Source organism: Enterococcus sp. AZ095a, from assembly GCF_050546735.1.
Classification (GTDB): domain Bacteria; phylum Bacillota; class Bacilli; order Lactobacillales; family Enterococcaceae; genus Enterococcus_D; species Enterococcus_D entomosocium.
Window position 1 is genome coordinate 2,178,732 of record NZ_CP172953.1, and the last position, 19,885, is coordinate 2,198,616.

General features: G+C 42.9%; 21 protein-coding genes. 10 read left to right on the forward strand and 11 right to left on the reverse strand.

Annotation, left to right across the window (positions count from 1 at the left end; all coding sequences use genetic code 11):
- The first annotated feature begins 10 nt into the window (after window positions 1–10).
- The 8 genes from IGJ26_RS10125 (at window position 11) to IGJ26_RS10160 (ending at window position 7,318) form a co-directional block, all read left to right on the forward strand.
- On the forward strand, window positions 11–901 hold the full coding sequence (locus IGJ26_RS10125; protein ID WP_016620475.1) for a dihydrodipicolinate synthase family protein: 891 nt from the start codon (window positions 11–13) through the stop codon (window positions 899–901).
- 22 nt (window positions 902–923) lie between these two features.
- The gene (locus IGJ26_RS10130; protein ID WP_086299345.1) at window positions 924–1,571 is read left to right on the forward strand and encodes an HD domain-containing protein; all 648 of its coding nucleotides are present in this window, start codon (window positions 924–926) and stop codon (window positions 1,569–1,571) included.
- A gap of 316 nt (window positions 1,572–1,887) precedes the next feature.
- Window positions 1,888–2,952 carry an ABC transporter permease gene (locus tag IGJ26_RS10135; protein WP_005235249.1) on the forward strand — a complete coding sequence of 355 codons (1,065 nt, stop codon included), beginning with the start codon at window positions 1,888–1,890 and terminating at the stop codon, window positions 2,950–2,952.
- 11 nt (window positions 2,953–2,963) lie between these two features.
- Window positions 2,964–3,680, forward strand: coding sequence for an ABC transporter ATP-binding protein (locus tag IGJ26_RS10140; protein WP_016620478.1), 717 nt, complete (start codon window positions 2,964–2,966; stop codon window positions 3,678–3,680).
- Window positions 3,677–5,164, forward strand: a complete 1,488-nt coding sequence (locus tag IGJ26_RS10145; RefSeq protein WP_005235239.1) for a phytoene desaturase family protein — start codon at window positions 3,677–3,679, stop codon at window positions 5,162–5,164. Before IGJ26_RS10140 ends, IGJ26_RS10145 begins: the two co-directional genes overlap by 4 nt.
- Window positions 5,154–6,077, forward strand: a complete 924-nt coding sequence (locus IGJ26_RS10150) for a phytoene/squalene synthase family protein (RefSeq protein ID WP_008378577.1) — start codon at window positions 5,154–5,156, stop codon at window positions 6,075–6,077. The genes IGJ26_RS10145 and IGJ26_RS10150 overlap by 11 nt, the downstream gene beginning before the upstream one ends.
- A 2-nt stretch (window positions 6,078–6,079) precedes the next feature.
- A complete protein-coding gene (locus tag IGJ26_RS10155; RefSeq protein ID WP_008378578.1) occupies window positions 6,080–6,640 on the forward strand; it encodes a TetR/AcrR family transcriptional regulator in 561 nt (186 codons plus the stop codon).
- A gap of 99 nt (window positions 6,641–6,739) precedes the next feature.
- Complete coding sequence (locus IGJ26_RS10160) at window positions 6,740–7,318, forward strand: TMEM175 family protein (protein WP_042890962.1); 579 nt, start codon at window positions 6,740–6,742, stop codon at window positions 7,316–7,318.
- 106 nt (window positions 7,319–7,424) lie between these two features.
- Here IGJ26_RS10160 and IGJ26_RS10165 read toward each other — a convergent pair whose 3' ends face one another.
- The 9 genes from IGJ26_RS10165 to IGJ26_RS10205 form a co-directional block, all read right to left on the reverse strand.
- Window positions 7,425–8,429 (reverse strand): sugar kinase, encoded by a 1,005-nt coding sequence (locus IGJ26_RS10165; RefSeq protein ID WP_005235232.1) that lies wholly within the window; start codon window positions 8,427–8,429, stop codon window positions 7,425–7,427.
- Between the two features lie 10 nt (window positions 8,430–8,439).
- Complete coding sequence (gene dagF, locus IGJ26_RS10170) at window positions 8,440–9,189, reverse strand: 2-dehydro-3-deoxy-phosphogluconate aldolase (RefSeq protein WP_430599591.1); 750 nt, start codon at window positions 9,187–9,189, stop codon at window positions 8,440–8,442.
- Window positions 9,186–10,292 (reverse strand): DgaE family pyridoxal phosphate-dependent ammonia lyase, encoded by a 1,107-nt coding sequence (locus IGJ26_RS10175; protein WP_008378592.1) that lies wholly within the window; start codon window positions 10,290–10,292, stop codon window positions 9,186–9,188. The genes dagF and IGJ26_RS10175 overlap by 4 nt, the downstream gene beginning before the upstream one ends.
- Window positions 10,276–11,388 carry an amidohydrolase/deacetylase family metallohydrolase gene (locus IGJ26_RS10180; RefSeq protein WP_194199560.1) on the reverse strand — a complete coding sequence of 371 codons (1,113 nt, stop codon included), beginning with the start codon at window positions 11,386–11,388 and terminating at the stop codon, window positions 10,276–10,278. Before IGJ26_RS10180 ends, IGJ26_RS10175 begins: the two co-directional genes overlap by 17 nt.
- Before the next feature lie 4 nt (window positions 11,389–11,392).
- Entirely contained in the window at window positions 11,393–12,487 is a 1,095-nt protein-coding gene (locus IGJ26_RS10185; RefSeq protein WP_035006620.1) for a DUF871 domain-containing protein, read from the reverse strand.
- 1 nt (window position 12,488) lies between these two features.
- Complete coding sequence (locus IGJ26_RS10190) at window positions 12,489–12,740, reverse strand: hypothetical protein (protein ID WP_005235223.1); 252 nt, start codon at window positions 12,738–12,740, stop codon at window positions 12,489–12,491.
- A gap of 27 nt (window positions 12,741–12,767) precedes the next feature.
- Window positions 12,768–14,066 carry a PTS sugar transporter subunit IIC gene (locus IGJ26_RS10195; RefSeq protein ID WP_005225702.1) on the reverse strand — a complete coding sequence of 433 codons (1,299 nt, stop codon included), beginning with the start codon at window positions 14,064–14,066 and terminating at the stop codon, window positions 12,768–12,770.
- Between the two features lie 387 nt (window positions 14,067–14,453).
- A complete protein-coding gene (locus IGJ26_RS10200) occupies window positions 14,454–15,758 on the reverse strand; it encodes a PTS sugar transporter subunit IIC (RefSeq protein ID WP_008378600.1) in 1,305 nt (434 codons plus the stop codon).
- Window positions 15,759–15,770: 12 nt separating this feature from the next.
- Window positions 15,771–17,162, reverse strand: coding sequence for a glycoside hydrolase family 1 protein (locus IGJ26_RS10205; protein WP_194199559.1), 1,392 nt, complete (start codon window positions 17,160–17,162; stop codon window positions 15,771–15,773).
- A 171-nt stretch (window positions 17,163–17,333) separates the two neighbouring features.
- On the opposite strand from IGJ26_RS10205, the gene IGJ26_RS10210 reads away from it, so the two are divergent.
- Window positions 17,334–18,104 carry a MurR/RpiR family transcriptional regulator gene (locus IGJ26_RS10210; protein WP_086299339.1) on the forward strand — a complete coding sequence of 257 codons (771 nt, stop codon included), beginning with the start codon at window positions 17,334–17,336 and terminating at the stop codon, window positions 18,102–18,104.
- Between the two features lie 23 nt (window positions 18,105–18,127).
- Here IGJ26_RS10210 and IGJ26_RS10215 read toward each other — a convergent pair whose 3' ends face one another.
- Complete coding sequence (locus tag IGJ26_RS10215) at window positions 18,128–18,865, reverse strand: MurR/RpiR family transcriptional regulator (protein WP_086299338.1); 738 nt, start codon at window positions 18,863–18,865, stop codon at window positions 18,128–18,130.
- Between the two features lie 14 nt (window positions 18,866–18,879).
- Entirely contained in the window at window positions 18,880–19,383 is a 504-nt protein-coding gene (locus IGJ26_RS10220) for a GNAT family N-acetyltransferase (RefSeq protein ID WP_430599593.1), read from the reverse strand.
- Window positions 19,384–19,554: 171 nt separating this feature from the next.
- Between IGJ26_RS10220 and IGJ26_RS10225 the strand changes: the two genes are divergently transcribed.
- Window positions 19,555–19,818, forward strand: coding sequence for a hypothetical protein (locus IGJ26_RS10225; protein WP_086299336.1), 264 nt, complete (start codon window positions 19,555–19,557; stop codon window positions 19,816–19,818).
- The last annotated feature ends 67 nt before the right edge of the window (window positions 19,819–19,885 follow it).

Here is a 19,885-nt window from a genome sequence, read left to right on the forward strand (position 1 = left end):
ATGAATAAGGATGACGCCATTGAATCACTCACTGCATGTTGCCGTCCCCACAGCATTTGACCATGCAGAAAGACTTGACACGAAAAGGACGATCGCTCATATCTTGCAACTGCAAAAGCAAGGGATCAAATCGGTTTTGGTGTGTGGCTCCACCGGTGAACAGCATTCATTGACTTTAACAGAAAAAAAACAGCTTCTACATGCCTTAGCGCAAGAAACCAGCTGGGCAGCCGATTTCGAAGTCCTCTTCGGTTTAGCTGGCATTGTATTTCATGAAACGCTCGCGTTGGCAGAAACAATCAGCAAAAATCCCCGAATCGATGGTGTGGTTTTAGGCTTTCCCCCTTATCTTTGCCTGACCCAAAAGGAAGCCGTCCTCTATGCTCAGGGATTGATCCATACTTGCGAAAAACCAGTTATTTTATACAACAATCCCCGCCGCACGGGCTTTGATTTATCTGCAGAAAGTCTCTTGACCTTGATCGCTGACCCTCGGGTGATCGGCTTAAAAGAAGCTGGCAGTAAGGAGCGAGTGCCTCAACTAAAAACAAAGACGGCTGCCGATTTTCGTTTTTATGCTGGTGGTGAAGCGGACTTGGCGGAAAAGGTCGCACTAGGGTTTAACGGGCTGTCATCAATGGCAGGAAACCTTTGTCCCGAGGAGATCCAGGTGATTTGGCAAGGGTTACTCAAAGGTGCTGCAACGATTTCTACGTCGAATGAATGGCAGAAAATGGAACAAGCAGCTGCCGGCGATCCAACAGATACCATCAGCTATCTTCCGTGGCTCAAGCAGCAAATCACCATTGATGGACAGCCCTTTGGCTTTTGTCGTCAGCCGCTAGGTCTAGAAACGAGTGATCGGTTTAGCACTGGCTCAATTCCTCCTCATCTAGCATAAGAAAGGCAGGAGAACCAGATAAATGAAGATTGATCCACAACTAAAGCACTATATTGAAAGCTCCATCATCCCACAATACAACCAATTGGATAGCAGTCACTCCCCAGCGCACGTCCACCAAGTGATCCAAAATAGTTTTGAGATTGCTGAAACATTGCCTGTTGACCTGAATATCGTCTATACGGTAGCTGCCTACCATGATATCGGCTTGCTCTATGGCCGCAAAAACCACGAAAGCAATTCCCGCAAGATCGTTGAACAAGATGCTGTGTTGCCACGCTTTTTCTCTCCTCCAGTCATTTCAATGATCGGCGAAGCAGTAGAAGACCATCGCGCCTCGCTGCCCTATGAGCCTCGCTCGCTTTATGGCAAAATTATTTCCGAAGCCGATCGTGACTTAGATTTTGAGCGAATCCTCAAGCGAACCTTGCTTTTTGCTTATGAGAAAAAGCAACTCACAGATCTAGAACAATTGCACCAAGAAGCGTATCAGTACATTTCAAAGAAATATGGTCCTCAAAGTGAGCTGAAGGTTTGTTTGGATTATCGCAAAAACCAAGACGGTTTGGCGATCATTTATCAAAAGTTAGCACAACCTGAAAGCTTTCGTCACTCCTTTGAAAAAATCGTGCCGTTAGTTATCGCTACAAGCAAAGAAACTGACGATTGACACTTTGATCCAGCACCAGACTTTAAATAGAAACCCTCTGATTTCAAAATACGCCAAGTGTTTGCGTGCGCTGAATCAGAGGGCTTTTATTGTTATTCTAGTTCTTTTTTCACGGAAGTCGCCCCTCTCCTTCATTGCTCAAACGATTCTATCGAAATAAAAGAGCAGTAATTGGTTTTCTTCAATCGACAGACGCCCTTCTAAATAACCTTCCTTTTTTCACCGAATTTACTCTTTGTAAGCAAGATAGTTTGCTGAAAATAAAAAAAATGGTATTTTTATTTTATCAAGTGATAAAATAATAGGAGGAATCGTTATGTTTTTGGCAATCAATGAAATACGCCATTCCAAATTGCGTTACGCCCTAGTCACAGGAGTCATGTTTTTAATCGCCTATCTGGTCTTTTTTTTAACTGGCTTAGCGTATGGGTTGGCTCAAGATAATCGGATGGCGGTCGACAAATGGGAGGCAGATCAAATTTTGTTGACTGAAGAAGCAAATGATAATTTAAACATGTCGATGCTTCCTCGCAGTCTTTATGACGAAGTCGATGCACCAGAAAAAGCTGTTTTGGCGCAAACCGCTGGGGTAGTGACTAAAGAAGACAACGGTGAAAAAGTCGATGTCACCTTTTTCGGCATTGATCCAGATCAATTTCTAGCACCAAATATTACCGATGGCGAGATGTTTGCGTCAGATGATGAAGCGGTCGCAGACAGCAGCATTGAGGAAGAATACGGGATTTCCATTGGTGACACCATCAAATTAGCCGGCAGTGACAAAAAATTGAAAATCGTCGGTTTTACAGATAACGCCCGCTTCAGTGTTGCTCCGGTCCTCTACACCTCGATCGGTGCCTATCAAGAAATTCGTTTTGAAAAAGAAGATGATTCAGAAAATGCCCGTATCAACGCGATCGTAACTCGTGGCAAAATCAAAGAAGTGCCAGATGATCTAGTCGCTACGGATATCAGCAAATTTATTAATGAATTGCCTGGTTACAACGCACAAGTGCTGACCTTTGGCTTTATGATCGGGTTCTTGATCGTGATCGCTGCCATCGTTATCGGTATTTTTATCTATGTGCTAACGATGCAAAAATCAGAAATTTTCGGTGTCATGAAAGCCCAAGGGATCTCTAGCCGCTACATTGCTTTTTCGGTGATTGCCCAAACGTTCTTATTGGCAACCTCGGGTGTTTTGATCGGTGGGTTGGCAACGATCGGTACCGCCCTCGTGTTACCTGCAGCAGTGCCATTCCAAATCAATCTATTATTCTTTGCTAGTATCAGTGTAATGATGATTCTGATCGCGATGCTAGGTGCTTTCTTCTCGGTGCGAACGATTGTAAAAATCGACCCATTGAAAGCAATCGGATAGGAGGAAAAAACATGAGTGCCATTGAATTCAAACAAGTCAAAAAATCATTTAAAGATGGGGACGCGACGATTGAAGCCTTGAAAGAAACCAACTTTTCGGTAGAAAAAGGCGAATTTGTCGCCATCATCGGTCCTTCCGGCTCTGGGAAAAGTACCTTTCTGACGATTGCCGGTGGTCTACAAGCTCCCTCTGAAGGCGAAGTATTTATCAATGACGAACCCTTTAGTAAACAAAAAGAAAAGCAAAGGGCAAAAACTCGTTTCAAAAAGATCGGCTTTATTTTACAAGCTTCCAACCTTGTCCCTTTTTTGACGGTCAAAAAGCAACTTCAATTGGTGGATAAGGTCAGCAAAAAACCCCAAGAACAATCAGCTACTGAATTGTTTGAACAACTAGGGATTGAAAAGCTGCAAAACAAATACCCCGATGAACTATCTGGTGGTGAAAGGCAGCGTGTGGCTATTGCCCGAGCGCTCTATCATGATCCCACCATCATTTTGGCAGATGAACCAACGGCGAGTCTTGATTCAAAAAAAGCCGTCGAAGTCGTCAAAATCTTAGCAAAAGAAACCAAAGAAAAACAAAAAGCCACCATTATGGTGACCCATGATACCCGTTTGACAGATTATTGTGATCGGGTCCTCGTCATGAAGGATGGCGTTTTAGAAGAAAAAGAACACACGAAAAAAGAAGCCGAATCAAGTGATTCGCAGAAGGAGCAAGCATGAAAAAAATTATTGTTGTCGGTGCGGGCGTGTCAGGATTAGCTGCTGCTGTCCGTTTGCAAAAACTTGGCTATGACGTCACCCTCTACGAAAAAGAAGGTCAACCTGGGGGCAAAATGAATCAGATCAAGGAAAACGGCTTTACCTTTGATGTGGGACCCACCATCGTGATGATGCCTGAAATTTATCGTGAAGTGTTTGAATTTGCTGGCGTTGATCCGAATGACTATATTCCTATGGAGAAAGTCGATCCGATGCTGCAGCTGTATTTTGCTCAAGACGAACCGCTGACCTTCTCAAACGACTTAGTAGAATTGACCAAAACGCTAGAAGCGATCTCGGAAGAAGATGCTCAAGGCTATTTTGCCTTTTTAGCAGATATTTACAAACGCTATGTGATCGCCAAAGAGTCCTTCATCACCAAGTCGTTTCGGACATGGCGAGACTTTTACAATCCCAAATCATTATGGGCAGGGTTAAAGCTGCGAACGTTTAGTGACGCCTACTCTTCCATTTCTAAATTTGTCAAAGATGATCGCCTGCGAAAATCATTGGCGTTTCAAACCTTGTATATCGGTGTCTCCCCTTACCAAGGGCCGTCCCTTTATACCATCATCCCTATGATCGAGTTGATGTATGGGGTCTATTTCATCAAAGGCGGCATGTATACATTAGCCACTGGTATGGCACGTTTGTTCCAAGAATTAGGCGGAACGATCCATTACAATACCCCAATCGATGAATTATTGATCGAAAACAAGCAAACCAAAGGCGTTCGTGTCAATGGAGAAACGATCACCGCAGATGCCGTGATTTGTGCGGCTGATTTTCCTTATGCTATGGAAAGCTTGATTCCTGATGAATCAAAACGCGGCAAATACACCAATCAAAAAATCGCTTCGATGGATTACTCTTGTTCTTGTTTCTTGCTTTATTTAGGACTGGACAAAAAATATGAAGATAGCGCACTCCATAGCATTTATTTTGCCAATGATTTCAAACGCAATGTAGACGATCTTTTCGAGGCTGGCAAGCTGCCAGAAGATCCATCCTTCTACTTGTATCGTCCAACCCTGAAAGATGCTTCCTTAGCACCTGATGGTCAAGAAGGTCTTTATGTTTTAGTCCCAGTACCTGAATTATCTAAATTTGATCAATGGACGGATGAAACGATTCAAAGCTACCGCCAGCAGATCATTGGATTATTAAAAGAAAAAACGATCTTTACGGATATCGATGAACACATCGTGTATGAAAAAATGTATACGCCAGATACGTTCAATGATCGGTTCAATGCCTACAACGGTGCGACATTTGGCTTGAAACCAACCTTGGCGCAAAGCAATTACTATCGTCCCCATAATAAATTTGATTATGCAGAAGGCCTATACTTCTGCGGCAGCAGTACGCATCCGGGAGCGGGTGTGCCAATCGTGATGCAAAGTGCCAAGTTAGCTGTGGAGGAGTTGTTAAAAGATGACCGTTAAATCATTAAGCGTCTTTGATGAATACGACAACGATTTTTTATACTGTGAGGCCATCATAAAAAAGCATTCGAAAAACTTTCATACCGCCTTTTCTCAATTGCCAAAAGACAAAGCACGCGCCGTCTATGCCGTCTACGCCTTTTGCCGACGTGCCGATGATGCCGTCGATGAAAAGCATGACCCATTGTTGATCGAAGCCATGAAAAAACGCTTGGAAGAAATACAAGAACTATTAACCGGCGATGCGATCGACTTGCCGCAAGCCATCAAGGAAGAAGATCCTGATGAAGCCATTTGGCGGGCATTGACCCTTTCTTTCCAACAGTTTGACCTACAGTTTCAACCCTTTTTCGATCTATTGGTGGGACAAAAACAAGACCTTGACTTCCAGCAGCCCACCTCTGAAAAAGAGCTTTCCGACTATAGTTACTACGTAGCCGGCAGTGTGGGTCTGATGCTCTTGCCGATTCTCTCACAAACAGCCGCTGCGATTCAAGAGCCCGCCATAAAATTGGGTGAAGCGATGCAACGCACCAATATTTTACGTGATATTGGCGAGGATCTGCGAATGGGCCGCATCTATTTGCCACAAACGGTCTTGGCGCAATTCAACCTTTCGCGAGAGGCATTAGCAGCTGGCAATCAAAACCAGCAGTTTATCGAGATGTGGGAACACGAAGCGCAACTTGCTGAGACGCTTTATCAGGAATCTTTTGTCATGATGCCGCAAATCGATGAAGATTGCCGTGAAGCTCTATTAGCAGCTGCTTTGATCTATCGGGAAATCTTGACTGTGATCCGCAAAAACAACTATCAAGTATTTGCTGAAAAAACAGCGGTACCGAAACAACGGAAAATCCAACTTTTGTTTACCGCGAAAAAAATGCTTCGTCAGGAACGTTGGGAGGGCTGACTTTGAACTTGCGAGAAAAAATATTACGAGTCGCAGAAAACCTGTTTATGCAGCAGGGGTATCAAGCAACTTCTACTAGACAGATCGCAGAAGCCGTCGGCATCACCCAACCCAATCTTTATTATCACTTCAAAGGCAAAGAAGCCATCTATTATGAAGTGATGGTCTCTTTGGCACAAGAGGTTTCTGGAAAACTAAATCAGACTGTTGAAGATACTTCCTTGACGATCTCTGAAAAAATCTTAAACATGTTTCTTTTTTTAAGAAGTCGGCATCGCATCAATTTTTATATGATGATGCACGACATTCAGCATACCGTTTCTGAGGACACTTCAAAAAAACTGTACTTGCTTTGGCGGAAAAATTACAAAGAACCGTTTCTTGACTTGTTCCGTCGCAGTGATTCCAATCTTCGTTCGGATGTCGATCCAGAATTTGTTACCAGCCAGTTGTTAGTGCTGATGGCGGCTCACTTGGACTCACCGGGAAAAGAAGACAAAATGCCAGAAGCGATCGATTTGTTTTTATTCGGTGCACTAGGCAGTGGGCCAATTGCGAAATAGCGAGTCCAATTGGGTAATGCGCGAGAAAAATTATTAGACGAATTTCTGACAATCGCGTACACTGATCCTGTAAACTGGAACATAAAAGGATGGATGTACATGTCAAAAAATCGAATCGAAGCCTTTACGGATGCGGTCATTGCGATCGTAATGACCTTATTAGTACTGGAATTGCACCAGCCCGAAGGCGATACATTTGCTTCTTTTTTAGGAGTGGAACAGCAATTTATTATTTATTTGATCAGCTTTGTGATGTTAGCGATCTACTGGAACAATCACCATCATCTATTTCAAGTAGTATCTAAAATTGACGGTTGGACCTTGTGGGCGAATCATTTATTGATCCTGGCACTAACCCTCTTTCCTTTTGTAACGTCATGGGTCAGTCGTTATCCAGTCGCTCTTGCCCCTCAGCTGCTATACGGGTCTGTCATTTTATTGACGGATTTCAGCTATTTCCTTGTAGGAAAGTCCTTGGTGCGTGCCAACCCTGACAATCAAGCCATCGTAGAACTGTTTCGCGGATACAAGAAACTCTACTTTACGTTGTTTATCAACGTGCTGGCATTGCTCCTCGGCTGGCTGGTCCATCCACTACTTATCATCACGCTGGATAGTCTCGTGCTATTATTGTGGGTGATCCCTGAGAAAAAAGTAGAAACCTTTTTAAAACAATAAAAACACTTGCGTCCTTCTCCTGATGGATAACTGCGCAAAAGCAGAACAATCGGCTGCTTTTGCGCAATCATCCATCGCTTTTAGGAGAAGGACGCAAGTGTTTTTTCTAGCGAATCAAGTCTTTCCCAGGTGCCCGTAAGACTTGTTCCACTTGTTCTTTGGTGGTTAAGGGGACATCTCCCAGCATCGTATGAGCCAATACAGCATTCGTGATTGCAAAATCAGCGGTGCGTTGGAGCGACCATTTTTCGGCATAGCCTAATAATACACCAGCGGCATAGGCATCCCCTGCCCCGATCCGATCCAATACTTGCAGCAGCTGCGGTGCCGTTTCATAGGCATCCTGCGCCGTAATGATTCTTCCACTGATAAATTGCTTGTCTTCCACGGCTAGACGGCGTGTCCCGCAGAACCATTCTAGTTGATACTGGTCAATAAAGGATTGGATCAACGCAAGCTCGGCACCTTCTGTTTCCTCTAAGGGATACGCCAGCAGCTCCTCCAAGTCACGGACAGAGCCGAAAACTAGGTCACAATAAGGCAGGATCGTTTCATACCGTTGTTTTAGTACCTCACGATTTAATTCTTCATTCAAGCTTGGGCGGAAGTTAAAATCAAAGCAGACGCGAATCTGCTTTACATGGGCCTGTTTCGCCAAAGCCAATGCAGTTTGCCAGGTTTTCTCAGTCAAACTAAGAGAGATCCCGCAAATATGAATGAGATCGACTGTTTCTAGAAATCCATCGATGGCATATTCTTCTGGACCTGAAACGCCAAAGGAACTATGATGGCGATTTTGATAAGTCACGTAAGTCGGACGAGCGCCGTAGCCGATCTCGGCGAAATAACTGCCGATATGGCTGTATTTTTTGCCAACAAATGCTGTTTGAATCCCATAGGAACGCAAGCTGGCTTTCGCCGTATCCCCTAAACGGTTGGCTGGCACTTGTGTCAGCATCGAGGTGGTCAAGCCGAAATGCGCCAAATTGCCTAACAGATTGACCCCTGTTCCTGTAAAATCCATCCGCAAAGAGTGGGTCTGTTCCAGTGTTCGATATTCTGGTGGCGTCAATCGCATCATTACCTCACCATAAGCACCGATCCGCATCATTGATCCCCCCCTATTTGGCTGCTGCCAACACCTTTTTCGTCATTTCTGCTAATGTCTGTACATCTTCAGGGCGTGTGTCCCCTGTTTCGCCATCGATGATCGAGCTGTAAATATGTGGAATGACTTTTTTCACTCCTGCATCAACAGCGATCTGCAAAATTTCTTCAAAGTTTTCTAAATCGATGCCGCCGGTCGGTTCCAAATAAAAATCATTCGCAGCACAAGCCTCTGCTACTGCTTGATACTCTGCTTTATGAGCCAACCCTTTCATTGGAAAATACTTGATAGAACTAGCCCCCATATCTTTTAATAAAGCGATCGCTGTTTCGACGGGGACTTCTGCAGCTGGAGTTTGTGAACTCAATGGTCCAGTAGCAATATTGACATAGCCGACTTTTCCCGTTGGTGAAACAAGGGCATTGACGATCGTTTCAGATTGTCCTAGCAAAGCTCGTGAGGTCCCCGCTCCCGTGAACACTTGGTTAACATGCTGTGGCTGTAGAACAGCGGAAATTCGGGAGACCATTTCACTTTGGTTGGGGTCGCCAGCACCAAGCCCTACAGAAAGGGCATTATTTGTTGCCGCTTGATAGTTCTTCATGTCAGCGATAGCCGCCTCATCACTATCATAGTTTTTTGATAAAACACCTAGGACGATGTTGCCCTCTGCTGCTTCATAACAAGCTTTCGCATTTTCAATAGAGTTTGCTAACACATTCAGACAGACACGGTCAGCGAAATAATTGGGTGAAGTTTTCATTTTTGGGTTGCTCCTAACATAATTTCTTGTAAGCGATCGGTGATCACTGCCATTTCTTGTTCATTGACTGCTCGGATATCAAATTCAATAATGCCGTTATTGGCTTGGTATTCACGGGTATAAATCGCTGGTTCTCCCGCTTTTAGCGCGTCGATCACTGCTTTGGCACTTGGTTCTTTCACTTTGACACTCGCTCGATAAATGTCTCTGCCGGCGCTGTCTTGAACGATTTTTGCTTCGAAACCAGTGATTTCATTGATTGCCGCAATAAATGGTTGTAGGCGCTCTTGCATCGAAGCGCCAGATTCTGTTCCCTCCGCTAGATAATCCGTCACGGCTTGGGTAAATCCGAGAATATTGTCTTTACCGATTTTCATTGCTCGACCAATACCTTTGGATTGCAGGCGCACCCAAGAGACATAGGGCTGCTTGCCGATCACTAAGCCAGCACTTGGTCCTGACAGTGCTTTCGCACCTGAATAGATCACTAAATCAGCACCTGCTTGGGTATAGGCAAACAAATCTTCCTCAGCAGCCGCATCAACGATCAATGGAAGATCGTGTGCCTTGGCAACTTGGGCCGTTTCTGCTACCGTCAGCATACTTTTTTGAACGGTATGATGACTCTTTATGTAGAGGATCCCCGCCGTTTCGGGCGTAATCATCTGTTCAATGTGCTCGGGTGTGCACATATTGGCATAGCCTGCTTCTACGACTTTTCCGCCCCCTTGCGCCACCATCACTTCCACCGGTGTGCCATAATCTACGTTGTGGCCTTTGGGCAAAATGATCTCCCGCTTGCTGATTTTCTCACTATATGGGTGGTACAAATGATAGCTGTCTCCTTGACCGATGAGTGCCGCCACTGATTGGGCGATTCCCGCCGAAGCGGAAGAAACGATTTGCGCATCTTCCGTTTTCAACAATTTTGCTAAATAGGCACCGGTTTTTTCTGCTAGATCTGCCATTTCAAAGAAATGCTCCCCGCCATAGCGCTGGGCTGCAAGCACGCCTTCGCTGACTTTCGAGACACCTAGAATCGTCATTTTGCCGGAAGCATTGATGACTTCTTTCAAGCCTAGTTCTTCAATATTCAGTGTCAAAAAGTTCCCCTCCTATCACCGCTTTTTGCGGCACGATCTGTTGTGTCGTGATTCGGCGATTGCCGTTAGAATCCGTCAATTCCTTTTCGCCCTCTTCAAAGCGGAAAATCGTAAAATCAGCATCATATCCCAATGCGATCTCGCCTTTGTTCTGTAAATGAAATTGCTTCGCAGGGGCACTGGTCACCTTCTCGATGATCTCACGCCAATCATACCCTACGACCGCTAATTTTTCCATAGTCGTCGCTAAATCAAAAACAGGTCCATTGGTACGATTGCGGATGTAGATATCCGTACTAATGGAAGAAGCCTTTAGCTGATTGGCAAAGGCCGTCTCCGCCACATCAAAATTAAAACTGTCTGTCCCATGACCAATATCGAAGACCAAGCCTTTTTCATAGGCAGCAAAGACGAAAGGCTTGATGGTTTGGTTCGTCTGATCCAAAATCCCATTGGCTTTGCCGTTAAAGCAATGGGTCACCACATCGCCTGCTTCCAATTCAGCGAGAATCTCTGCTAAATTCGGTGGTGCTGAGCCGATGTGAACCATCAGAGGCAGCGGTTGATTTTCAGCCTGGATCGCTTTGGCTAATTTCAACGGTGTGATGCCATTTTCGCCGATCACCGTTTTGCTCATTCGGGCTTTGATTCCGACGATAAAGTCAGGAAACTTCTGCAGCGCTTCTTTGACCAATTCTTTTTTGACTTTTGACAGATCCGCAAGTTCATCCTGCTCTACGATCCCCCATTTGGAAATATTGACTAAAGCAAAGACATTGGTTTTGGCTTCTTTGGCTAAATCATAAAACCGATGGATATTTTCGGCGCCAGTCGTCCCCGCATCGATAACGGTCGTGACGCCTCGTTTGACACCGATCTCGTCTGGATAATCATAATAGAGCGTCATTTCCTCGAAACAATGGACATGGTCATCGATCCAACCAGCTGACAAGAACTCCCCTTCTGCTAAGGTCAGCTCTTGTTTCGCCTGCTCCTGCAACGTGGGTGCCAAAGCAGTGATTTTGCCGTCTTGAACCCCAATATCAAATACTTCTTCATCGATCGTGCGGGCTTGACGAATAATCAAATCAAACATTTCGTTACACCTTCCTCTCTGTGAAAGTGAATTTCGACCAAGGATGGATAAAGGGCAGCAGAACTAACTCTTGTTCGACGATCGAACCGATTTTATTTTTTCGTGGGTCTGAGTGAGGCTCTAGCACTACTTGCAGCTCGTTTTTGTACTTGCCAAAACGATCATTGCCGATCACAACATCCCCTCGTTGAAAGACGCCTTCGTGGTCATGGGCAGGATTGTCATGGTTCTTATACTTTTTACGAACTTCTGTGGAACGGATCATCCGGTCAGTGATGTCGCCTCGGCGGTAATGCTGCTCGTCAAGGGCGATTCGGCGTTCAACTTCATTGATTTCAGGCACAAATTCAATCGCAAATGCCGTCTGGTAGCGATCAATCGCTCCTAGTGCCGCCAATTCTGCTTCCGAAGCATAAGCATTGCCGATAATGACATCATCAATCAAGCCTGTGGCAAACAAATGCTTTGCGGCAGTTTCTACAGGCATTCTTCGGTGCATTTCTAAGGTCGGTAAGCCATCATTGATATCCCATGGTCCGATCGTTCCCGTTTGAGAAGAGATAAATGCGGCGGTTCGAATGCCTTTTTCCTTGAAACGACGACTGCATTTTTCAAAGAAATCATAGGGTAAGGCAGTCCCTTCTTGTGGATAGAAATTGTGGCAGCCGTATAAGTAAGGAATGTTGGCTTGATAGGTCAAAATATTGTCTAAATACGCCACATCATTGCTCATATTCAATTCAACAGCTAAACCAAAGGGATTGTAGGTCAACATCGCTTCTTTGTTGCCGTCAAAACCTAAATCTAAACGAATCCCATCGGCACCTAGTTCATGGAAAAAGGTCAAGTCATCATAGGAGATGCCTAGTTCAGAAAAGATGGCTGGTGCCACGTCTAAAATCGTTTCATAGCCTAACCCTTTGGCAAAATCAATCAACGCTTTAAATTTTTTCTGCACGTTTTCTTTGCCGTCGCTCACTTCCAACATACTCATAAAAATGCGGCTAAAGCCATAATCATGGGCTAATTGCAGATAGGCTTTATCTGTTTCAAAATCACTGTGATCGGGATACACCGATACTCCTAGTTTTCTTTTCAACTTATCTCATCCTCATTTCTTCATAAAAAGCAGTAAAACGTGTCAGTAAAAGCGAACTGCAAACAATCGTCGCCGTCATCGTCAAAAATGGTCCCCATGGAAACTGACGGCTCAGTAGGATCGCTGCAGCAACGCCAAGAATCCCGAACAAAAGCATCCGCCAAAACGGCACTTCTTGAATTTTTTTCCCTTGTGCTGATTTTGTTAACCAAATTTGACAACCAAAAAATAAACAAATGGCATAAATCCCCATGTTTGCACCTCACTCTTTTTGTTTTGCTTAAGCGGCTGTTTCTTCTTCTTGCTCTCGGGCAATCTGTTGTTTCTCAAAGACTTTAAAGAATGGGTAATAGATTGCGAGTGTGATAAAGAAGTTGACGATTACTAAAATCGCTGCTGCGATACTCCAGTCTGTACTCATCCAGGCGGCGATTGGTGCTGGAATGGCAAACCCAAGTCTGGCAGCCATCATCGGTACGACGCCCGTAATGGTCGCGAAGTAAGAAATCGTTGTCGTAATCAACGGTGCCACCAAGAAAGGAATGCCTAAGATCGGATTCATTACGATCGGTGCACCGAAAATCACTGGTTCATTAATATTGAATAGGCCTGGCAAGATGGACAAACGGCCCAATTGTTTCAAGTATTTTGATTTGGAGAAGAAGAACAAAACGACCAACGCTAAGGTCGTACCGGCTCCACCGATCCATACGAACCATTGTAAAAATTGTTCCGTAAAAATATTAGGCAATTCATGCGCATTGCCAGATGCTTGGAAGGCTTCCATATTTTCAGCGATGGAAATATCCCAGAAGGGACGAATGACAGGACCCATGATGGCTGGTCCATGAATTCCCAGTACCCAGAAGAAACAGATCAAGAAGACAGTCAATAAACCACCAAACAAACTGTTACCCGCTAGCACATCTTTTAACGGCATCAACAAGTTACTTAAAAAGCCATTGATATCAAAACCGAGCATATGACGGATCACCCAGAACAAAATCAAGATCGCTCCACCGGGAATCAATGCCATAAATGAATTTGTCACTTCTGGCGGCACACCATCTGGCATTTTGATGGTGATATTTTTTACGATAAAGAAACGATAGATTTCAACGGACAAGATCGCCGTAACGATCGCACCAAACAAAGAGCCGGAACCTAGGTTGGCCACATTGATATAACGCCCGGCATCAATGATACCTTCCACAGAATCAAAGACTCGCAACGGTGGTGCAGCGGTTACAAGAAAGGACATCGTTGCTAAGATACCCGCAGTCAATGAATCCAGCTTGTAGCTTTTGGCTAGCGATGAAGCAATCCCATACGTTGCATATAATGCCAATAATCCTACTGTATAACGAAAGGGAATATCCAAAACTTCCCGATACGGTTCGATCACCGCAGCGACCGATTCAATGGGGAAATTCAGCAAAATCGTAAAGAACGACCCAACGATCGTTAATGGTAAAGTAGCGATGATCCCCTTTCGAATCGCTACCATGTGCCGTTGCATCCCCACTTTATTTGCAATCGGCATCAATTTCTGTTCAATAAATTCTACAAACCCTTTCATAATTGCCTCCTTAGTTTATAACATTATAATGTTTATACAAGGATAATAGCACATAGGATCAAGGTTCGTAAATAGTTTTTTAAACAGTAGATAGAATAATCTTTTCGCAATAACATTTCTTACAGTAACCATCAAGCGTCCTATCGTTGTCCTTTCGGTCGATACTGATACATAAATCGATTTTGGATGACGGTACAATTGATGATAAGTAACAAAATGAAAACTGGCGCCAAAGGAGTGCGGATCAACAGGAAAAACAAACTGAGTAAGAAAAGTAAGGAAACAAGTAATAGTTTCCAAAAAGACAGCGTGATTCTAGCATTATTTTTTTCTAAAAGAAGATGGGTCAGAAAAATCAAGAGCAAACAACTCACTACTAGAACCATTCTACTCACCTTCTTTAACTGTTTCTAGCTCTTGCGCCACTTGAAGTTTCTCAAATGCTTTGAAGAATGGATAATAAATCGCTAAGGAAACGAAGAAACAGACGAAGACCATCAAACAAGCAACCCAATTCCAATTTGAGGTAATCAATGCGCCAAGAGGTGCGGGAATTGAAAATGGTGGTTTGACCATCATCTTAGGCATCCAATTTAAAGCGGTAACGATATAAACTATAATGGTATTAGCAATTGGCACTAGAATAAAGGGAATCGCCAATAGCGGATTCATTACAATCGGTGTCCCAAAGATCATTGGTTCATTAATATTAAAAATTCCCGGTAAAATGGAAAGACGCCCCAATTGTTTTAAATAGTTTGAACGGGAGAACATAAACAAAACAACCAATGCAAGCGTTGATCCTGTTCCACCCATTTGGGCATACCATTGATAAAATTGCTCGGTAAAAAGATTTGGTAGATCAAAGGCAGACATCCCATTTTGGAACAATTCTGCATTTTCTAAAATTGCCTGATCCCAAAACGGGCGAATGATGGGACCTAAAACGGCATGGCCATGAATACCCAATACCCAGAATACACAGATTACAAATTGTGTGATGATCCCACCAATCAAATTATTTCCCGTTAAGAACCCTTTTAAAGGAGAGATTGCGATCGTCAACAATCCATTTAAATCAAAACCAAAAAAGTGTCGCGGAATCCAAAAGACTAAGATAACTAGCAATGTTGGCAGTAATGCCGCAAAGGATTCTCCTACCACAGGAGGTACGCCTTCTGGCATCTTGATTTCCAAGTTTTTTGCTTTCGTAAAATGATAAATCTCTACTGAAACTAGCGCCGCAATGATCGCACCGAATAATCCTTGTGATCCAAGTGAAGCGATGGGTAAATACCTTCCTGCAAGTACGGCATCTCCTGTCGTGCTGATGCCTTCCGCCAAATTGATTGGAACGACCATTAAAATCGTCGCTAACATGGATAAAAACCCACTTGTTATCCGATCGAGTTTGTAACTTGCACCTAAGTTGGAGCCGATCGTAAATGAGGCATAGAGAGACATTAGCCCCACCGTAAATCGAAAAGGAATGTCAAGTGCCGGTAAATAAGGAGCGACCCATTCGGTATAACCAGGAATCGGCAAATTTAAAATAATGGTGAAAAAAGAGCCAACGATCGTGAGCGGCAAAATAGAAATCAACCCATTTCGAATTGCCTGCAAGTGCCGCTGCTGTCCAATAGCATTGGCAATCGGTAATAACTTCATTGCAACCGAGTCTAAAACTTTCATTGTAAAAACCTCCTAAAATTCGTTTGAAAAACCATTTCTTTGAATCACTTCTTTAAACCATAGACCAGACTTTTTCATCGTTTTTTCTCCCGTTTCTAAATCCAGACGATAAAAGCCATAGCGATTTTTGAACGCATTCTGCCAACTCCAACAGTCCACAAATGTCCACATATGATACCCCAGACAGTTACTACCCTCCGTCATTGCTTGGTGAAGCTCAATTAAATGCTCTTTTAAAAAAGCAATCCGATAGTTGTCTTGTACTTGCCCCCCTTCGATAAATGTTTCTTCTCCCTGAATCCCGATGCCATTTTCTGAAACAAACCAATCAATATTCCCATATTCTAACTGGATTTTTTTAGCGATATCATACAAGCCATGAGGATAAATCTCAATCCCCCTTGAAGTATTCATTCTTCTGCCAGGCATCTCGTAATCATCGTAAAACCATTCTGGTGAGAAAACTCCCTCGGGATTAGGCAAAAATTCTTTGGCTTTCACTCGCCGTGGACGGTAATAATTGATCCCTAACAGATCAATCGTTGTTTCAGCAATCAAAGCAAGATCTTGTTCTTCCATTCGTGGCATTTTGTCGTAGCGCGTTAAAATAGCCTTTAACTCTTGAGGGTAACGACCTTTTAATATCGCTTCATTAAGGGAGCGAGTATAGAAGAGGTCTGCCATTTCCGCTGCATTTAAGTCGGCAGGATGCTGGCTTCTTGGGTAAACTGGGATCACATCCATGATGATACCGATTTTTCCTTGATAAGTTCCTTGTCGAAAGACCTTAACTGCCTCACAGTGAGCAAGGATGATATGGTGAAGTACTTGTGCCGCCCGTTTAAAATCTACTACATAAGGATAGTGTCGGTCATGCAAATAGCCGGCTTCTGCTGGAATCATCGGCTCATTAAAGGTAAACCAGTACGCAACTTTCTCATGAAATAGATCAAAACAAATTTTCGCATACGCCCGATACGCTTCGATGACCTCACGATTTTCAAATCCGCCGATTTCTTGTAATTTCATCGGCATGTCAAAGTGATAAAGATTGATAAACGGTTTGATGCCTCTTTGATTTAACCCATCAAGCATTCTGGTATAAAAGTCAACAGCTTCTGGATTGACTTCCCCTATACCTTCGGGAATAAGACGTGACCAAGAGATCGAAGTCCGAAAAGAATTAAAAGAAAGTGCCGCCATTCGATCCAGATCCGCTTCCATTTCCTGATAAAACCTTGATGTATGTTCTGTTGTAACTCCTTCAAAAAACCGATGGTTATAGTTTTTTGATGCATAATCCCAAATGTTTTCTCCTTTATTGTCTCCAGCTATCGTTCCTTCTGATTGTGTCGCACTCGTTGCTGCACCCCAGAAAAAGTCCTTCGAAAAATTATACTCCATGTCGCCCTCCTACAATTCCTTTTTTACTAAGCGAAGCATCCGCTTACATTATTGAACAACGAAAGTATAGCATGAAGTAAAATCAATATAATGTTATAATCCTAAATAGAGAACGTTTTCATCCCTTGTCATTTGTTCCACAAAAAAAACACTTTGTTACGGAGGTGCATCATGCTTTTTCTTGACTACAATCCTGAACTTACTGCACTAGAATACGAGGTTTACCGATTTGTATCAAAAAACTTGGCTTCAGTGTCTAAAATGAAGATGAAAGAACTTGCCAAAGAGACTCATACCAGTACTGCTAGTATTAGCCGCTTTTGCAAGAAATTTGAATGTGATACGTTTACCGAATTTAAGATCAATTTGCGCTTTTACTTAGATTCTCTCGTAAAATCCAAAATATCCGATAGTGATGAATCTCAAACAATTGATTTCTTAAAGCGAGTAAACCAGCCCTTTTTATCTGAGAGAATCAATCGAGCAACAGAGATTCTTAAGAACAAAAGCTTCGTTCTATTTATTGGATCAGGCTTATCTGAAACGATTGCGGAATATGGCGCACTCTATTTTACTGACTTGGGAAAAACGGCATTAAAAGTTGACGATCCCTCAAATTATCCTATCGACTGGTTTCCAGAAGACATATTGTGCAAAACCGGTATCATTGTTTTGTCGATTTCTGGGGAAACACAAGAAATGATTCGATACTTACAAAAGTTAAATCAAAAAGATTGTCAGATTATTGCCATCACGAATACCGAAGATTCAACCATCAGCCAGTTATCCGACTTGACGGTGCCCTATTACATCGAAAGAGAGACCATTTTTAAAGCCAGTCAGAAAAAAGAGAAAACCATTGAACTGACTTCTCAACTACCAGCAATCTATTTAATTGAAAAAATTGCCAAAAGAATACGCCTATCAGAAGAACTTCTCTGATAGGCGTAGGTAGTTTTAATTATTCAGCGGCCTTCACAATCAGTAACTAAATCAAATAAAAGTTCCACCAAATAAATGGCTGGAATTTGTGAGGACAATGAATCAGCTTCTTGATTATCGGAATAATAATAAGCAAAATTTCGCTCAGATAGTTTAGCAATTGACGTTGTTGAACGATTTGTCAGTGAAATGGTTGAAATTCCAGCGAGGCTACATTCAGTGATCAAAGATTCAAGGAATGGATCGGCGCCTTTATTAGAAAAGACCAGCAACGTGGTTTCGCTACTTAAGGTTCGCCAAACGGATTTAATCGATGTTGCTTCTTCCTCTACGCTCACGATCTTATCTAAACGTGTAAACTTTTGTTGGGCATAGCTCAAAGCAAGTGTCGATTCCCTATCACTGGCTAAGATCAAAAGTTTTGCTTTACTTATTCGTTTGGCGATCGTTAATAATGTTTCTCGATAGAAGGATTCATCCATACGTTCAAAAAAATAGTGCAGGGCTTTTTTATCTTGTTTGAATAATCGATCAGTCTTTCCTTGTTTCTGTAACGTCTTTTTCAATTTGATTTTAAATTCTGAAAAACCTTCGCAATCAAATTTTCGACAAAACCGCAGAACAGTCGTTGAGCTAGTTTTTGTTGTATCAGCCAGTTCACGAATAGACATCGAACAGACTTCTGCTTGTTGATTTAAAACGTATTGAAATAGTTGCCATTCTTTCTTACTGAACGACTTATTCTTGGCAGTGAGTTCCATTCGTTTTCTCCTTGTTACGCCCCTTCGTCTCCAGCAATCTTCTTCTCATAAATAAAATCATCCATAACAAATCCCGAACCAATCGTAACGATGCGTTCAGAAACGCGTTCAAAGCCGCGATGTTCATAAACAGCGATCGCCTGCTGATTTTGTTTGTTGACGTTTAAATGCAACGTTTTGCCTGAGGCGATTTCCTCATACCAATCAAAGACTTGGCTGGCATAGCCTTTGCCTCTTGTGGATAGGTGGAGATACAGTTTACTTAAATAAATCTGCTGCGGCGTTTCTTCATACGCTGTATACCCCACTGCTCGGTCACCTTCCATTAGTAAAAGATAGACGGCTCCTTGCTGGACTTCGTTTTGAATCGCTGCTGGTGATTGATAATGAGCCAGCATATACGCGACTTGATCCGAACCAATGATTGGTGTAAACACTTCTGGCCAGATTTCTTTGATCAAACGATCCAACGTTTGGAAGTCTTCTGGTGATTGAATGATTTTTTGTGTAATTGCCATAAGAATCCCTTCTCTCTGTTGCTGTGCGAAACAGAAACTCGCTTATAAATATCTCTATTATAAGGGAAGAACCAAAAAAAGAAAGGGCACGTTGAATAAAGATCCCTAAAAGTTTCAAAAGATGGTAAACTAGAAGTGAAAAAATGGCTACAAAAAGGAGGTAGCAATACGATGCAACTCTTACAACTACTTTTACTGGCAATCATTTTTGTTTCTTTCTTCATGGTGTTGATTGGATGGGTTTTATCGATGACCAATGGCTTGATCTTTTCTCGTTTTCCTCAGCAATTTAAAGCACACGCTCATGATCCTAACTATGAAAAAGAACGACAAGCAGGCAAGCGCTTGAAAGAGATTATATTTCGAGGCATTATTCCTTTAGGAATAGCCTCTTTGCTCGTCTATGGATTAACCGCACTATTAAACGTCCTTTAAAAGTTTTTAAAAAGACTTGAACGAATCAAAAAGTAACCGGCATCTTTTCCTGTTGATCAATGCCCCT

Bases quoted from the DNA above. Each gene is read 5' to 3' on its own strand.
- IGJ26_RS10125 (WP_016620475.1), top strand. From the start codon at position 11: ATGACGCCATTGAATCACTCACTGCATGTTGCCGTCCCCACAGCATTT.
- IGJ26_RS10130 (WP_086299345.1), top strand. From the start codon at position 924: ATGAAGATTGATCCACAACTAAAGCACTATATTGAAAGCTCCATCATC.
- IGJ26_RS10135 (WP_005235249.1), top strand. From the start codon at position 1,888: ATGTTTTTGGCAATCAATGAAATACGCCATTCCAAATTGCGTTACGCC.
- IGJ26_RS10140 (WP_016620478.1), top strand. From the start codon at position 2,964: ATGAGTGCCATTGAATTCAAACAAGTCAAAAAATCATTTAAAGATGGG.
- IGJ26_RS10145 (WP_005235239.1), top strand. From the start codon at position 3,677: ATGAAAAAAATTATTGTTGTCGGTGCGGGCGTGTCAGGATTAGCTGCT.
- IGJ26_RS10150 (WP_008378577.1), top strand. From the start codon at position 5,154: ATGACCGTTAAATCATTAAGCGTCTTTGATGAATACGACAACGATTTT.
- IGJ26_RS10160 (WP_042890962.1), top strand. From the start codon at position 6,740: ATGTCAAAAAATCGAATCGAAGCCTTTACGGATGCGGTCATTGCGATC.
- IGJ26_RS10165 (WP_005235232.1), bottom strand. From the start codon at position 8,429: ATGATGCGGATCGGTGCTTATGGTGAGGTAATGATGCGATTGACGCCA.
- dagF (WP_430599591.1), bottom strand. From the start codon at position 9,189: ATGAAAACTTCACCCAATTATTTCGCTGACCGTGTCTGTCTGAATGTG.
- IGJ26_RS10180 (WP_194199560.1), bottom strand. From the start codon at position 11,388: ATGTTTGATTTGATTATTCGTCAAGCCCGCACGATCGATGAAGAAGTA.
- IGJ26_RS10190 (WP_005235223.1), bottom strand. From the start codon at position 12,740: ATGGGGATTTATGCCATTTGTTTATTTTTTGGTTGTCAAATTTGGTTA.
- IGJ26_RS10195 (WP_005225702.1), bottom strand. From the start codon at position 14,066: ATGAAAGGGTTTGTAGAATTTATTGAACAGAAATTGATGCCGATTGCA.
- IGJ26_RS10200 (WP_008378600.1), bottom strand. From the start codon at position 15,758: ATGAAAGTTTTAGACTCGGTTGCAATGAAGTTATTACCGATTGCCAAT.
- IGJ26_RS10205 (WP_194199559.1), bottom strand. From the start codon at position 17,162: ATGGAGTATAATTTTTCGAAGGACTTTTTCTGGGGTGCAGCAACGAGT.
- IGJ26_RS10210 (WP_086299339.1), top strand. From the start codon at position 17,334: ATGCTTTTTCTTGACTACAATCCTGAACTTACTGCACTAGAATACGAG.
- IGJ26_RS10215 (WP_086299338.1), bottom strand. From the start codon at position 18,865: ATGGAACTCACTGCCAAGAATAAGTCGTTCAGTAAGAAAGAATGGCAA.
- IGJ26_RS10220 (WP_430599593.1), bottom strand. From the start codon at position 19,383: ATGGCAATTACACAAAAAATCATTCAATCACCAGAAGACTTCCAAACG.
- IGJ26_RS10225 (WP_086299336.1), top strand. From the start codon at position 19,555: ATGCAACTCTTACAACTACTTTTACTGGCAATCATTTTTGTTTCTTTC.